At 59.9% G+C, this 14,362-nt stretch carries 11 protein-coding genes; 6 read left to right on the top strand and 5 right to left on the bottom strand.

Features of this window, described 5'->3' with window-relative positions:
- The 4 genes from pcaG (at nucleotide 1) to pcaC (ending at nucleotide 3,456) form a co-directional block, all read left to right on the top strand.
- Nucleotides 1–567 (top strand): protocatechuate 3,4-dioxygenase subunit alpha, encoded by a 567-nt coding sequence (pcaG, locus tag JFU11_RS03765; RefSeq protein WP_123719757.1) that lies wholly within the window; start codon nucleotides 1–3, stop codon nucleotides 565–567.
- A 303-nt stretch (nucleotides 568–870) separates the two neighbouring features.
- Nucleotides 871–2,235: a 3-carboxy-cis,cis-muconate cycloisomerase gene (locus JFU11_RS03760; RefSeq protein ID WP_201059823.1), complete on the top strand. Its 1,365-nt coding sequence runs from the start codon at nucleotides 871–873 to the stop codon at nucleotides 2,233–2,235.
- A gap of 11 nt (nucleotides 2,236–2,246) precedes the next feature.
- Nucleotides 2,247–3,053 carry a 3-oxoadipate enol-lactonase gene (gene pcaD, locus JFU11_RS03755; protein WP_123719754.1) on the top strand — a complete coding sequence of 269 codons (807 nt, stop codon included), beginning with the start codon at nucleotides 2,247–2,249 and terminating at the stop codon, nucleotides 3,051–3,053.
- A gap of 10 nt (nucleotides 3,054–3,063) precedes the next feature.
- Nucleotides 3,064–3,456, top strand: a complete 393-nt coding sequence (gene pcaC, locus JFU11_RS03750; RefSeq protein ID WP_017336845.1) for a 4-carboxymuconolactone decarboxylase — start codon at nucleotides 3,064–3,066, stop codon at nucleotides 3,454–3,456.
- Nucleotides 3,457–3,656: 200 nt separating this feature from the next.
- Here pcaC and JFU11_RS03745 read toward each other — a convergent pair whose 3' ends face one another.
- The 4 genes from JFU11_RS03745 to emhA form a co-directional block, all read right to left on the bottom strand.
- Nucleotides 3,657–4,913 carry an OprD family porin gene (locus JFU11_RS03745; protein ID WP_123719753.1) on the bottom strand — a complete coding sequence of 419 codons (1,257 nt, stop codon included), beginning with the start codon at nucleotides 4,911–4,913 and terminating at the stop codon, nucleotides 3,657–3,659.
- A 548-nt stretch (nucleotides 4,914–5,461) separates the two neighbouring features.
- The gene (emhC, locus tag JFU11_RS03740; RefSeq protein ID WP_123719752.1) at nucleotides 5,462–6,922 is read right to left on the bottom strand and encodes an efflux RND transporter outer membrane subunit EmhC; all 1,461 of its coding nucleotides are present in this window, start codon (nucleotides 6,920–6,922) and stop codon (nucleotides 5,462–5,464) included.
- A complete protein-coding gene (gene emhB / locus JFU11_RS03735; RefSeq protein ID WP_123719751.1) occupies nucleotides 6,922–10,086 on the bottom strand; it encodes an efflux RND transporter permease subunit EmhB in 3,165 nt (1,054 codons plus the stop codon). Before emhB ends, emhC begins: the two co-directional genes overlap by 1 nt.
- A gap of 3 nt (nucleotides 10,087–10,089) precedes the next feature.
- On the bottom strand, nucleotides 10,090–11,247 hold the full coding sequence (emhA, locus tag JFU11_RS03730) for an efflux RND transporter periplasmic adaptor subunit EmhA (RefSeq protein WP_123719750.1): 1,158 nt from the start codon (nucleotides 11,245–11,247) through the stop codon (nucleotides 10,090–10,092).
- 265 nt (nucleotides 11,248–11,512) lie between these two features.
- Here emhA and emhR point away from each other — a divergent pair, with 265 nt between their 5' ends.
- The gene (gene emhR / locus JFU11_RS03725; protein WP_123719749.1) at nucleotides 11,513–12,145 is read left to right on the top strand and encodes an efflux system transcriptional repressor EmhR; all 633 of its coding nucleotides are present in this window, start codon (nucleotides 11,513–11,515) and stop codon (nucleotides 12,143–12,145) included.
- A 163-nt stretch (nucleotides 12,146–12,308) separates the two neighbouring features.
- Nucleotides 12,309–13,193 (top strand): DMT family transporter, encoded by an 885-nt coding sequence (locus JFU11_RS03720; protein ID WP_201059822.1) that lies wholly within the window; start codon nucleotides 12,309–12,311, stop codon nucleotides 13,191–13,193.
- A 101-nt stretch (nucleotides 13,194–13,294) separates the two neighbouring features.
- Here the strand turns inward: JFU11_RS03720 and JFU11_RS03715 are convergent, their stop codons facing one another.
- The gene (locus tag JFU11_RS03715; protein ID WP_123719747.1) at nucleotides 13,295–14,344 is read right to left on the bottom strand and encodes an alkene reductase; all 1,050 of its coding nucleotides are present in this window, start codon (nucleotides 14,342–14,344) and stop codon (nucleotides 13,295–13,297) included.
- Nucleotides 14,345–14,362: the final 18 nt, after the last annotated feature.

Raw genomic sequence — 14,362 nt, 5'->3', positions numbered from 1 at the left:
ATGACGCTGAACGCGACCACGTCCCACACCGTCGGGCCGTATTACCACATCGGCCTGACCTGGCTGAACCGGGAAGACCTGACCGTTGCACAGACCCTCGGCGAGCGCGTGGCGATCACCGGGCAAGTCGTCGATGGCAACGGCGACTTCGTCAACGACGCCATGCTCGAAGTGTGGCAGGCCAACGCCGCCGGCAAGTACGACCACCCGGAAGACGATCAAGACAAACCCCTGGACCCAAACTTTGAAGGGTTTGGTCGGGTGCCGGTGGATGCAGAAGGGCGCTTCCGCTTTACCACGATCAAACCGGGCACAGTGGAAGGCTTGAAGGGCACGACCCAGGCGCCGCATTTGGTGGTGCTGGTGTTTGCTCGCGGGTTGGTGAAGCACTTGCTGACGCGGATTTACTTCGACGGCGAACCGGCCAACGTGGCGGACCCGCTGCTGGAGTGCGTGCCTGCTGAACGCCGCGGTACCTTGCTGGCGAAGCAGGATGCTGCGGGTGTTTATCAGTGGAATGTGATTTTGCAGGGGACGGATGCGGAGACGGTGTTTTTTGATTATTGAGTGAAAGCCGCAAACCTGTGGGAGCGTGGCTTGCCCGCGATTGCGTTGGGTCAGTCACCATTAATGCTGGATGTGACTCAGTCATCGCGGGCAAGCCCGCTCCCACAGGGATAGCATTGCCAATTGTGGAATGGGTTTGTTGCAAAGTGTGCCTAGACTCGAAATGTTCACTGGTACGTGACGGTGATGATGGCGATCGCGTTCCTGTTCAGCCTGCGTCTGCCGAAACAAGCGAAGTATTTGCAAAATGACCTTTGATCTTTACGCGGGAGCCTGACCGGCCCTCGCCTGCAAGGACTGTTTATGAACCAGCGACCGGGCAATCAATTGTTCGATGCCTACTTCACTGCACGCGACATGCGTGAGGTGTTCTGCGATCAGGGCCGGGTTCAGGCCATGCTTGATTTCGAAGCGGCACTGGCCCGGGCCGAGGCACGGGTTGGCCTGATTCCGCAGACGGCTGTCGCGTCTATCGAAGCGGCATGTCGGGCCGAGCATTACGACTTCGCCGCGCTTGGTGAGGCCATTGCCACGGCGGGCAATTCGGCGATTCCGCTGGTCAAGGCATTGGGCAAGCAGATCGCCAAGAGCGATGCCGAAGCCGAGCGTTACGTGCATCTGGGCGCGACCAGCCAGGATGTAATGGACACCGGCCTGGTGCTGCAACTGCGCCGCGCGCTGGAATTGATCGAAGCTGATCTGATGCAGCTGGGGGAAACCCTCGCGACCCAAGCCTGGCGTTACGTCACCACGCCACTGGCCGGGCGCACTTGGTTGCAACACGCGACGCCCGTCACCCTCGGCATGAAAATCGCCGGTTGGTTGGGGGCGGTGACGCGCAGCCGTCAACGTCTGCTGGAACTCAAGCCGCGCCTGCTGGTGCTGCAATTCGGCGGCGCTTCCGGCACCCTCGCGGCCCTCGGCGAGCAGGCGATGCCGATTGCCGAAGCCTTGGCCGCAGAACTGCAACTGACCTTGCCGGATCAACCCTGGCACACCCAGCGTGATCGTCTGGTGGAGTTCGGTGCGGTGCTTGGATTGATCGCCGGCAGCCTCGGCAAACTCGGCCGCGATATCAGCCTGTTGATGCAGACCGAGGCCGGCGAAGTGTTCGAGCCGTCGGCGCCGGGCAAGGGCGGTTCCTCGACCATGCCGCACAAACGCAACCCGGTGGGCGCGGCGGTGCTGATCGGCGCGGCGACGCGAGTGCCGGGTTTGCTCTCGACCTTGTTCAGTGCGATGCCGCAGGAGCACGAACGCAGCCTGGGCCTGTGGCATGCCGAATGGGAAACCCTGCCGGAGATCTGCTGTTTGGTGTCAGGCAGTTTGCAGCAAGCGCTGTTGGTGGCCGACGGACTGGAAGTGGATGCCGACCGAATGACGCACAACCTCGACCTGACCCAGGGCCTGGTGCTGGCCGAAGCCGTGAGCATCGTGCTGGCGCAACGCGTCGGTCGCGACACCGCGCACGATCTGCTGGAGCAATGCTGCAAGCGCGCAGTGGCCGAGCAACGACATCTGCGCGCGGTACTCGGCGACGAGCCGCAAGTGACCGCCGAGCTGTCGGATGCTGAACTCGATCGTCTGCTGGACCCCGCCCATTACCTCGGTCAGGCCCATACCTGGGTCGAGCGAGCGGTGGCTGAACATTTTGCGTTGACCTCTTGAAGGAGACTGCTGTGGCATTCGTACAACTCGCCGAGGGCGAACTGCACTACCAAATTCAAGGGCCGCAACTCGATGGACCGGCGGATGCGCCGGTGCTGGTGCTGTCCAACTCACTGGGTACCGACTTGCACATGTGGGACGCGCAGATCCCGGCGTTCACCGAGCATTTTCGCGTGCTGCGTTTCGACACCCGTGGTCACGGCCAGTCGTTGGTGACGCAGGGGCCGTACAGCATCGAGCAACTGGGCCGTGACGTGCTGGCGCTGCTGGATGCCTTGCACATCGAACGCGCGCATTTCTGTGGTCTGTCCATGGGCGGGTTGATCGGTCAGTGGCTGGGGATCAATGCCGGTCAGCGTTTGAATAAACTGATCGTATGCAACACCGCGGCGAAAATCGGCGATCCGTCGGTGTGGAATCCACGGATCGAAACTGTGCTGCGTGACGGCGCAGAGGCAATGGTTGCCCTGCGCGATGCGTCGATAGCGCGCTGGTTTACCGCGGATTTTTCCGAGGCTAATCCGGAAGTGGTGAAGCGGATCACCGACATGCTCGCGGCGACTTCGCCTGAAGGTTACGCGGCCAATTGCGCGGCGGTGCGTGACGCCGATTTCCGCGATCAGTTGTCCTCGATTCAGGTGCCGCTGCTGGTGATCGCCGGCACCGAGGACGCGGTGACACCGCCGTCCGGCGGGCATTTCATTCAGGAGCAAGTGCGTGGCGCCGAGTACGCCGAGTTCTACGCCGCGCACCTGTCCAACGTCCAGGCTGGCGCTGCGTTCAGCGACCGGATACTGGCGTTTTTGTCAGCTCATTGAGGGGATTGTTGTGGACGAGAAACAACGTTACGACGAGGGCCTGAACGTCCGTCGTGCGGTACTTGGCGACGCCCATGTCGACCGCAGCCTGAACGCGCTGACCGAGTTCAACTCGGAGTTCCAGGAGATGATCACCCGCCACGCCTGGGGCGACATCTGGACCCGCCCGGGCTTGCCGCGCCATACCCGCAGCCTGATTACCCTCGCCATGCTGATCGGCATGAACCGCAACGAAGAACTCAAACTGCACCTGCGCGCCGCCGCCAACAACGGCGTGACCCGCGGCGAGATCAAGGAAGTGATCATGCAGAGCGCGATCTACTGCGGCATCCCAGCGGCCAACGCGACGTTCCACCTGGCTGAATCGGTGTGGGATGAGTTGGGGGTTGAATCGCGCGAGTGATCCGCGAAAGTTGTATTGCCTGAGCTGCCGTCTTCGCGGGCAAGCCTCGCTTCTACAGGTGTGCGGTGTGAACGCCAATTTTGTGTTCAACGAACATCCCTGTGGGAGCCGGGCTTGCCCGCGATGGCGGCAGTACATCCAATATTGATGTGACTGAAAGATTGCCATCGCGGGCAAGCCCGCTCCCACATTTGTTGTGTTTACAGCAGGCTGATCGGATAGCTGACGATCAACCGATTCTCGTCAAACTCGTTGTTGCTGAAGTCGCGGCGGATGGTCGAGTTGCGCCATTTGAGGTTGAGGTCTTTGAGCGTACCGCTCTGCACGGTGTAGCCCAGTTCGCTTTCGCGGCCCCATTCCTTGCCGTCGGTGGTGGTTGCGGTGTGTACGTTGTCGCCGCTGATGTAGCGGTTCATCAGGGTCAGGCCTGGTACGCCAAGGGCGGCGAAGTTGTAGTCGTGGCGCAGTTGCCAGGATTTTTCCTTCGCGTTGTCGTAGCTGGCGTTGTAGCTGTCGTTGGCCAAGGTGCCGCCGCTGGTGCCGTTGACCCGCATCCAGGCGCTTCTGCCTGTGAGTTTTTGCAGGCCGACGTAGAAGGTGTTGCCGCCATATTTGGCCGAGAACAGGCCCGACCAGGTCTTGTTGTCCAGTTCACCAGCCCGGGCGCTGCCGTCATCCTTGCCGTAGAAGAACCCCAAATTGGCGCCGAATGTCCAGTCGCCCAGCGGTTGGGTGTGGATCAGGTTGACGTATTGCTGGCTATAGATGTCCTTGAGTTCAGCGTTCCACAGGCCGATCTGAGTGCGCTTGCCGTTGAAGGCATATTCACCGCCCTGGAAGTTGAAGCGGTCTGAGGTGAACGCCGCTTTGCCGGTCATCGACATGTCGTTCATGCTGCTGTCGTCGCGCGGGCTGTTGGCGCGGAACTGGCCGCCATAGAGGGTCAGGCCGTCGATTTCCTTCGAGGTGATCTGGCCGCCACGGAAGGTTTGCGGCAGCGAGCGACCGTCGTCCGAACGCAAGATCGGCAATACCGGCATCCATTCGCCGACCTTCACTTCGGTCTGGGACAGCTTGGCCTTGAACGCCACGTTGGTGCGACCGAATTTATCCGCCGGGCGGCCATCGTGATCCAGCGGCAACAACTGCGTACCACCGGTGCCTTTGCCGCCGTCGAGCTTGACCGAATACAACCCCAGCACGTCCATGCCGAACCCGACGGTGCCCTGGGTGAACCCGGATTTAGCGTCGAGGATGAAGCTTTGCGTCCATTCTTCAGCCTTGCCCTGGCTCTTGGTCGGGTTGGTGAAGTTACGGTTGATGTAGAAGTTGCGCAGGTTCAGGTTGACCTTGGCACCTTCGACAAAACCGGCTTCCTCGGCCATGGCGGGCAGGGCCGCACCGGCCAGTGCGATGGCGATCAGGCTGGGTAAGAAATACTGCGTGGAAGGCGTCATGGGCTCGGGTCTCTCTAATTCTTGGAGGTGAAACAGGGCGATGCCGCAACGTTCGGGTTGCAGACAAAAGATTTGAATTCAGAAAAGCGGGGGCGAAGTCAGCCGGACAGGGCAGGGCGCGGGGGCATGGTTTCGAACCTGTTGTTATTGGTTTTGTACGACAGATGGTGAGGGAAACGGACTAAATGGTTCAATCGGGGGAGGGCGGGTTCTGGGCGATTATCGAACGTAAGATTGATCCGTACTTTGTGGTGTCGGGGTCGGCCCCATCGCGGGCAAGCCCGCTCCCACAGTGTCCGTGTCGAACCCAGATTCTGTGAGCCCCGCTGAGCCTGTAGGAATGGGCCCTACAGTGTCCGTGTCGAACCCAGATTCTGTCGGCCCCGCTGAGCCTGTAGGAGCGGTGTCCGTATCGAACACAAACTCTGTGAGCCCTGCTGAACCTGTGGGAGCGGGCTTGCCCGCGATGGGGCCAGCATGACCAATACAACTTTTCCTATGGCCAACAAAAAGCCCACCAATCGGTGGGCTTCGTGTTTACCGCGCTATCAGAACAACTTCATCTTCGGCGCTTCTTCTTTCAATGGCTCGTTCTTCGCCGTCTGTTCATTCCAGCCACCACCCAACGCCTTGTACAGATTGACCGCGCTGACCAGCTGCGCCAGGCGGTCGGTGATCAGCGCTTGTTGAGCACTGAACAGCTGACGCTGGGCGTCGAGGAAGGTCAGGTTGCTGTCGACACCAATGCGGTAGCGACGCTCGGCCAGACGGTAGTAGTCCTGGTTGGCGCTGACGAAGTCACGCTGAGCCTGCAACTGCTCGGTATAGGTCTGGCGTGCGGCCAGGCCATCGGCGACTTCCTGGAAGGCCGTTTGAATGGACTTCTCGTAGTTCGCCACGCCGATGTCTTTCTGGATCTTGGAGTAATCCAGGCTGGCGCGCAGGCTGCCGGCGTTGAAGATCGGCAGGTTGATCTGCGGCTGGAACAACCAGGTGCCCGAACCGCCCTTGAACAGACCGGACAGGTCCGGGCTCAGGGAGCCGGCATTGGCGGTCAGGCTGATGCTCGGGAAGAACGCAGCCCGTGCTGCGCCGATGTTGGCGTTGGCAGCCTTGAGGTTGTACTCGGCTTGAAGGATGTCCGGACGACGTTGCAGCAAGTCCGACGGCAAGCCGGCCGGTACTTCGCTCAGCACGTCATCCGACAGTGGCTTGGCCGCTTGAAGATTGGCCGGGATACCGGTGCCGAGCAGCAGCACCAGGCTGTTTTCATCCTGAGCGACCTGACGGGTGTATTTGGCCTGTTGCGCACGGGCGTTTTCCACCGAGGTACGCGACTGAGCCAGATCCAGCGCCGAGGCTACACCCACTTCGTTGCTGCGCGAGGTGAGCTTGAAGCTCTCCTCGTAGGCACCGAGGGTTTCCTGGGTCAGTTTCAGCAGCTCTTTGTCAGCCTGCCAGGTCAGATAGGCATTGGCCACACTGGCCACCAGGCTGATTTGCGTGCTGCGGCGCGCTTCTTCAGTGGCGAAGTATTTCTGCAGAGCTTCTTCGCTCAGGCTGCGAACCCGACCGAACAGGTCGAGTTCATAAGCGCTGATGCCAACAGTAGCCGAGTAGGAACTGCTGATGGCCGTTTCACCGGTTTGCGAGGCCCGTGCCGGAACTCGCTGACGGCTGCCGCTGCCGGTGGCCGAAACGGCCGGGAACAGATCGGCACGCTGGATGCGGTATTGAGCCGCATAAGCGTCGATGTTCAGCGCCGCGACGCGCAGGTCACGGTTGTTCTCCAGCGCGGTCTGAATCAGCTGTTGCAGCGCCGGGTCGTGGAAAAACTGCTTCCAGCCCTGTTCGGCGGCGGCCTGGCTAGGCGCCTGGGCCGGCGAATACGCCGGGCCTTGCGGGTATTGGCCCGCCACCGGTGCTTCAGGCTGCTGATAATCGGGTATCAGCGAGCAGCCGCTCAGCACGAAGGCAGCGACTGCGATGGAGAGTAGCGACTTGCTCATTAGCCAGCCTCTTTAGAAGGTTCAATAGCGTCATCATCTTGGTCGGCGATTTTGCGCTGACCCATGGACGACACGGTGACAAAGAACAATGGGACCCAGAAGATCGCCAGCACAGTGGCTGTGATCATACCGCCAATCACCCCGGTACCGATCGCATGCTGGCTACCCGAACCTGCGCCCGTGGAGATGGCCAGTGGAACCACACCGAGCACGAACGCGAGCGAGGTCATGATGATCGGTCGCAGACGCATCCGGCAGGCTTCGATTGCGGCATCGCGCAGGCTACGTCCTTGCTCATGCAGTTCCTTGGCGAACTCGACGATCAGAATGGCGTTTTTCGCCGCCAGACCGATCGTGGTCAACAGCCCCACCTGGAAGTACACGTCGTTGGACAGGCCGCGCAGGCTGGTCGCCATCAGCGCACCGATAATCCCCAGCGGCACCACCAGCATCACCGCGATCGGGATCGACCAGCTTTCATACAACGCCGCCAGACACAGGAACACCATCAGCAGCGACAAGGCGTACAACGCTGGCGCTTGTGAGCCGGAAAGACGTTCCTCGTACGACAGACCGGTCCAGGAAATACCGACACCGGCTGGCAGTTTCTTGGCCAGGGCTTCGACTTCGGCCATCGCTTCACCGGTGGAATAACCTGGCGCCGGGGCACCGAGGATTTCCATCGCTTCTACGCCGTTGTAACGAGCCAGTTTCGGCGAACCGTAGATCCACTCACCCTTGGCGAACGACGAGAACGGAACCATGGTGCCGGCGCTGTTGCGCACGTACCACTTCTTCAAGTCTTCGGGGCTCATGCGAGCGCCAGGCAGGCCTTGGATGTAGACCTTCTTCACGCGACCGCGGTCGATGAAGTCGTTCACATAGCTACTGCCCAAAGCAATCGACAGGGTGTTGTTGATGTCGGTGAGGGTCACGCCCAGGGCGCTGGCCTTCTCATCGTCGATCTCCAGCTGGTATTGCGGCTCGTCGTTCAGGCCGTTGGGACGCACTTGCGACAGGACCTTGCTTTGCGCCGCCATGCCGAGGAACTGATTACGGGCCTCCATCAGTTTTTCGTGACCAATACCGGCGCGGTCCTGAAGGAACACGTCGAAACCGGTGGCGTTACCCAGTTCCAGTACCGCCGGTGGCGCGAAGGCAAACACCATGGCGTCGCGGAAGGTAAAGAAGTGCTGTTGGGCACGGGCCGCGAGTTTGAACACGCTGTTGTCTGCGTTACGTTCTTCCCATGGTTTGAGCATGATGAACGCCATACCCGAACTCTGACCACGACCGGCGAAGTTGAAGCCGGTCACAGTAAACACCGAGGCCACCGCGTCGCCTTCGCCGCCTTCCTTGCTCGGACGCAGCAGGAATTCGCGCATTTCGTCCACGACCACTTGCGTACGCTGGGAGCTGGAACCGGCCGGTGTCTGCACCTGGGCAAACAGTACGCCCTGGTCTTCTTCCGGCAGGAACGCCGTTGGAATACGGGTGAACAGCCAGATCATGCCAACCACGATGATCAGGTACGCCAGCAGGTACGGAGCCTTGTGCGCGAGCATGTTGCCCACGCCGCGCTCGTAGCTTTTGACGCCACGGTCGAAGCTGCGGTTGAACCAGCCGAAGAAGCCGCGTTTCGGCGTGCCGTGCTCACCTTTCGGAATCGCTTTGAGCATGGTCGCGCAGAGCGCCGGGGTGAAGATCAACGCCACCAATACCGACAAGGCCATGGCCGAGACGATGGTGATCGAGAACTGTTTGTAGATCACACCGGTGGAGCCACTGAAGAACGCCATCGGCAGCAGTACCGCCGACAGAACCAGGGCGATACCAACCAGGGCACCCTGGATCTGCCCCATGGATTTCTTGGTGGCCTCCTTGGGTGACAGGCCTTCTTCGCTCATGACCCGTTCGACGTTTTCCACCACGACGATGGCATCGTCCACCAGCAAGCCGATGGCCAACACCATACCGAACATGGTCAGGGTGTTGATGCTGAAACCGAACGCCGCGAGGATCCCGAACGTACCCAGCAATACCACCGGCACGGTCATCGTGGTGATGACGGTGGCGCGGAAGTTTTGCAGGAACAGGAACATCACCAAAAACACCAGCACGATCGCTTCGACCAGGGTTTCAACCACGCCCTTGATCGACTCGGTCACCACCGGGGTGGTGTCGTACGGGAACACCACTTCCATCCCTTCCGGGAAGAAGGGCTTGAGGGTATCAATGGTATTGCGCAGGGCTTTTGCGGTGTCGAGGGCGTTGGCGCCGTTGGCCAGTTTTACCGCCAGACCGGAGGCCGGGGCGCCGTTGAACTGAGCGCTGATCGAGTAGTTTTCGCCACCCAGACCGACTTCCGCAACGTCGCCGACACGCACTTGCGAGCCGTCCTTGTTGACCTTCAGCAGGATCGCCTTGAACTGCTCGGCGGTTTGCAGACGGGTCTTGCCGATGATCGTCGCGTTCAGTTGCTGGCCGGGCAGGGCAGGCAAGCCGCCGAGTTGACCGGACGAGACCTGGACGTTCTGCGCCGCGATGGCGGTTTTCACGTCGACCGGGGTCAGGTTGTAATTGTTCAACTTGGCCGGGTCGAGCCAGATCCGCATCGCATACTGGGCACCGAAGACCTGGAAGTCACCGACACCGGCCGTGCGCGAAATCGGGTCCTGCATGTTCGACACGATGTAGTTGGACAGGTCGTCCTTGGTCATGCTGCCGTCGCGCGACACCACGCCGATGACCATCAGGAAGTTTTTCACCGACTTGGTCACGCGGATGCCCTGTTGCTGCACTTCTTGCGGCAACAGCGGGGTGGCCAGGTTCAGCTTGTTCTGGACCTGAACCTGCGCGGTATCGGAGTTGGTGCCCTGCTCGAAGGTCGCGGTAATGGTCATGTTGCCGTCGGAGTTACTTTCCGACGAGACATAACGCAGGTTATCGATACCGTTGAGCTGTTGCTCGATCACTTGCACCACGGTGTCCTGCACGGTTTGTGCAGACGCGCCTGGGTAGGTTACCGAGATGGCAATGGCCGGAGGCGCAATGCTCGGGTATTGGTTGATCGGCAGTTTGAGGATCGATAGAGCCCCGACCAGCATAATCACCAGGGCAATTACCCAAGCGAAAATCGGACGGTCGATAAAAAATTTCGACATGGTTTACTCCCCTTTGCCGCCGGCAGCAGCATTAGCTGCCTGTGCGGTGGCCGGGCTCTTTGCGCCAACGTTAGTGGCTTCAGTGGCTTTCACTTCGACGCCAGGTCTGACGTATTGCAGCCCTTCGGTGATCACGCGATCGCCTGCCTTCAGACCGTCTTCAATCAGCCATTGGTTACCGACGGTGCGGCTGGCCTTGAGCTGACGCAGTTCGACCTTGTTGTCCGGACCGACGACCAGCGCGGTCGGAGAGCCTTTGAGGTCGCGGGTCACGCCTTGTTGCGGAGCCAGAATCGCCGCGCTGTCCACACCGGCCTGCAACTGGGCGTGAACGAACATGCCCGGCAGCAGGGTGTGATCAGGGTTCGGGAACACGGCACGCAGGGTCACGGAGCCGGTGGTCTGGTCAACCGAAACTTCGGAGAACTCAAGCTTGCCGTCCAGCTTGTACTGGCTGCCGTCTTCCAGGGTCAGCTTGACCGCGGCGGCATTATCGCCAGCCTTTTGCAGACGACCGCTTTCCAGTTCGCGGCGCAGCTCAAGCAGCTCCACCGAAGATTGGGTGACGTCGACGTAGATCGGGTCCAGTTGCTGAATGACGGCCATGGCGTCGGTCTGGCCGCTGCTGACCAGCGCGCCTTCGGTCACCGAAGAACGTCCGATGCGACCAGAGATTGGTGCGTAAACCTTGGTGTAACGCACGTTGATCTGGGCGGTCTGCAAGGACGCTTCCGATTGCAGGCGGTTGGCCAGCGCGGTGTCGTATTCCTGACGGCTGACAGCCTGTTCGTCGACCAGTTGCTTGTAGCGGTCGGAGATCGACTTGGTCGAACGCAGGTTGGCTTCGGCGCTTTTCAGGGTCGCGTCATAGACCGATGGGTCGATCTGATAGAGCTGCTGACCGGCTTTGACGTCGCCGCCTTCCTTGAACAGACGCTTGAGAATGATGCCGTTGACCTGTGGGCGAACTTCGGCGATGCGGAACGCACTGGTGCGCCCCGGAAGTTCGGACGTCAGGGTGAAGGCTTGTGGTTGCAGGGTTACGACGCCGACCTGAGGGGCTGGTGCGGCAGGTGCCGCCTCTTCCTTTTTACATCCGCTGAGCAGCGATGCCAGGGCGACGGCAGTAACCAGAGCGGTAACAGCTGGCTTGAATTGCATGAAGATCCTCGGGTCAGGCGCGCACATTGCGCACAAGAAATGTGGAAGGTTTAAAAAATTATGCCGGGTGGATAAGTAGCTTGCTAAGGAATATACTTACGTTCATGGTTGTTTGTAAAGGCCTTGGCGGTGTACCCACACGGTTACAAAAGCCGTTCAAAGGTTGGAATTGTAGGCCTGATGAGACGCCCAAGAGCGCTCGCCCCACTTTTATTCAGCTGATATTCAGACATCGCTGAAGCACCCTGATTGAGGTTTTACTGCCATGGTCCGTCGTACCAAAGAGGAAGCTCAAGAAACCCGAAGCCAGATACTCGAAGCGGCAGAAAAAGCCTTTTACGAGCGGGGCGTGGCACGCACGACGCTGGCGGATATCGCGACCCTGGCCGGCGTGACTCGCGGGGCCATCTACTGGCATTTCAGTAACAAGGCGGATCTGGTGCAGGCGATGCTCGATACCTTGCATGAGCCGCTGGATGAAATGGCCAAGGCCAGTGAAAGCGAAGATGAACTCGATCCGCTGGGCTGCATGCGCAAGCTGCTGATTCATTTGTTTCATCAAGTTGCCCTGGACCCGAAAACCCGACGCATCAACGAGATTCTGTTTCATAAGTGCGAGTTCACCGATGAAATGTGCGATCTGCGCCAGCAGCGCCGAACGGCCAGTCTCGATTGCAATGTGCGAATCGCTCTAGCCCTGAGTAATGCGGTGAATCGCGGGCAGTTGCCGGAAAACCTCGACACTGCCCGCGCGGCCATCAGCCTGCATGCGTATATCGATGGCACCCTGTATCAGTGGCTGTTGGCTCCCGACAGTTTTCAACTGCACACCGAAGCCGAGCGTTGCGTCGATACAGGGTTGGATATGCTGCGCTTGAGTCCGAGCCTGCGCAATTGAAACAAAATGCGTAATTGGATCCATTTGTGTCAAGACTTGAAGCGGGGGAAATGTCCCTGCTTCGCTCGCCTTTCTGTAATGGGGGGCTTTTATATACGTACGTTTGCCAGGTTGATAGGTAGCGAGCTACGTATTTTGTAGGAATTTTGTGTCGAGTCTGTGAATGAATGTTAACAACCCGGGCTACAAGGGCGCCGAGCAGCCGATAAAGGGTATCGCGCTGATCTGCCTGGCGGTTTTGTTGTTCGCTAGTCACGACACGTTGTCCAAGTACCTGTCCGGGTTCTATCCGATCGTGATGGTGGTTTGGGCGCGCTACGTGGTGCACACCTTGTTGATGCTGGTGATTTTCGTGCCACGCAGTGGTTTCTCGGTGGTAGTGCGCACCAAGCGTCCGGGTTTGCAGTTATTACGCGCTCTGTGCCTGATCGGCACCAGCCTGTTTTTCACTACCGGCCTGCGTTACATCCCCTTGGCTGAAGCCACCGCCGTCACCTTTCTTGCTCCTTTATTGGTGACCGCGTTGTCCGTACCGCTGCTGCATGAGCGGGTAACCCGCAATCAGTGGCTGGCGGTGCTGGGTGGATTTGTCGGCGTGTTGATCGTCGTGCGGCCCGGCGGTGCGCTGTTCACCCCGGCGATCTTGTTGCCACTGTGCTCGGCCTTGTGTTTTGGCTTCTATCAATTGCTCACCCGCCTGCTCAGCGGTATCGACAGCCCGACCACCAGCAACTTTCTCACCGGCATTATCAACAGCCTGATCATGACTGCACTGTTGCCGTTCTTCTGGAGCACGCCGACGCTGCTGCATGGCCTGTTCATGATTGGGCTGGGCACTTGCGGCATGCTCGGTCACATGTTGCTGACCCAGGCTTTCCGCCATGCGGCGCCGGCGATGCTGGCACCGTTCAGTTACGGGCAGATTCTATTTGCCGGGATATACGGGTATTTGATCTTCGACCATACCCCGGACAGCTTTGGTGTGATCGGTATCACGGTGATTTGCCTCAGTGGTCTTGCGGTCGCCTGGGGACAGCGCAAGCGCTGACAGGATCTGTAGGAGCTGCCGAAGGCTGCGATCTTTTGATCTTCCAACGCAAAAGCCCCGGCTCTTTCGAGTCGGGGCTTTTGCATTTTTACGGCAGACGTTTACAGCGCTGGGTAGTCGATGTAACCGACCGGCCCCTTCGCATAGAACAGTTCCGGACGCGCCTCGTTCAACGGCGCATCGGCCTTCAAGCGTGCCGGCAGATCCGGGTTGGCAATGAACGGTACACCGAACGCCACCGCATCAGCCTTGCCGCTGGCCAGCCACTCGTTGGCGCTGTCCTTTGTGAAGCGTTCGTTGGCGATGTACGGGCCGCCGAAGGCTTCTTTCAGTTGTGGGCCGAGGCTGTCGCCGGCTTCTTTCTCGCGCGAGCAGATGAAGGCGATGCCGCGTTTGCCCAGTTCGCGAGCGACATAGGTGAAGGTCTCGGACAGGTTGTCGTCGCCCATGTCATGGAGATCGGCACGCGGTGACAGGTGCACACCCACACGGCCCGCGCCCCAGATTTCGATGGCGGCATCGGTCACTTCCAGCAACAGGCGCGCACGGTTTTCCAGGGAACCGCCATAGTTGTCGGTGCGCTGGTTGGTGCTGCTTTGCAGGAACTGGTCGAGCAGGTAACCGTTGGCGCCGTGGATTTCCACACCGTCGAAACCGGCAGCCTTGGCGTTCTCGGCACCCACGCGGTAAGCGTCGATGATATCGGCGATTTCAGCGCTTTCCAGGGCACGCGGGGTTGGGAAGTCGGCCAATGGACGCACCAGGCTGACATGACCCTTGGGCTGGATGGCGCTCGGCGCGACCGGTGCTTCGCCGTTCAGGTACAAGGGGTGGGAAATCCGGCCCACGTGCCACAGTTGCAGGAAAATTTTGCCGCCAGCGCCGTGGATTGCTTTGGTCACATTGCTCCAGCCGCGCACCTGGTCGTTGGACCAGATACCGGGAGTGTCCGGGTAGCCCACGCCGATTGGCGTGACCGAAGTCGCTTCGCTGAGGATCAGGCCGGCGGAGGCGCGCTGCACATAGTATTCGGCCATCAGCGCGTTCGGCACACGGCCTTCGTCGGCGCGGCAGCGGGTCAGCGGCGCCATGATGATGCGGTTGGCCAACTCGAGGTCGCCCAGTTTGATCGGATCGAAAATAGTCGTCATTTAATAGCTCTCTTTTGG

The sequence above is a fragment of the Pseudomonas sp. TH37 genome (assembly GCF_016650735.1).
GTDB lineage: Bacteria > Pseudomonadota > Gammaproteobacteria > Pseudomonadales > Pseudomonadaceae > Aquipseudomonas > Aquipseudomonas farris.
This window is presented reverse-complemented; position numbering and strand designations above follow the sequence as displayed.

Bases quoted from the DNA above. Each gene is read 5' to 3' on its own strand.
- emhA (WP_123719750.1), bottom strand. From the start codon at position 11,247: ATGCAATTCAAGCCAGCTGTTACCGCTCTGGTTACTGCCGTCGCCCTG.
- emhB (WP_123719751.1), bottom strand. From the start codon at position 10,086: ATGTCGAAATTTTTTATCGACCGTCCGATTTTCGCTTGGGTAATTGCC.
- emhC (WP_123719752.1), bottom strand. From the start codon at position 6,922: ATGAGCAAGTCGCTACTCTCCATCGCAGTCGCTGCCTTCGTGCTGAGC.
- JFU11_RS03760 (WP_201059823.1), top strand. From the start codon at position 871: ATGAACCAGCGACCGGGCAATCAATTGTTCGATGCCTACTTCACTGCA.
- pcaG (WP_123719757.1), top strand. From the start codon at position 1: ATGACGCTGAACGCGACCACGTCCCACACCGTCGGGCCGTATTACCAC.
- JFU11_RS03715 (WP_123719747.1), bottom strand. From the start codon at position 14,344: ATGACGACTATTTTCGATCCGATCAAACTGGGCGACCTCGAGTTGGCC.
- JFU11_RS03745 (WP_123719753.1), bottom strand. From the start codon at position 4,913: ATGACGCCTTCCACGCAGTATTTCTTACCCAGCCTGATCGCCATCGCA.
- emhR (WP_123719749.1), top strand. From the start codon at position 11,513: ATGGTCCGTCGTACCAAAGAGGAAGCTCAAGAAACCCGAAGCCAGATA.
- JFU11_RS03720 (WP_201059822.1), top strand. From the start codon at position 12,309: ATGAATGTTAACAACCCGGGCTACAAGGGCGCCGAGCAGCCGATAAAG.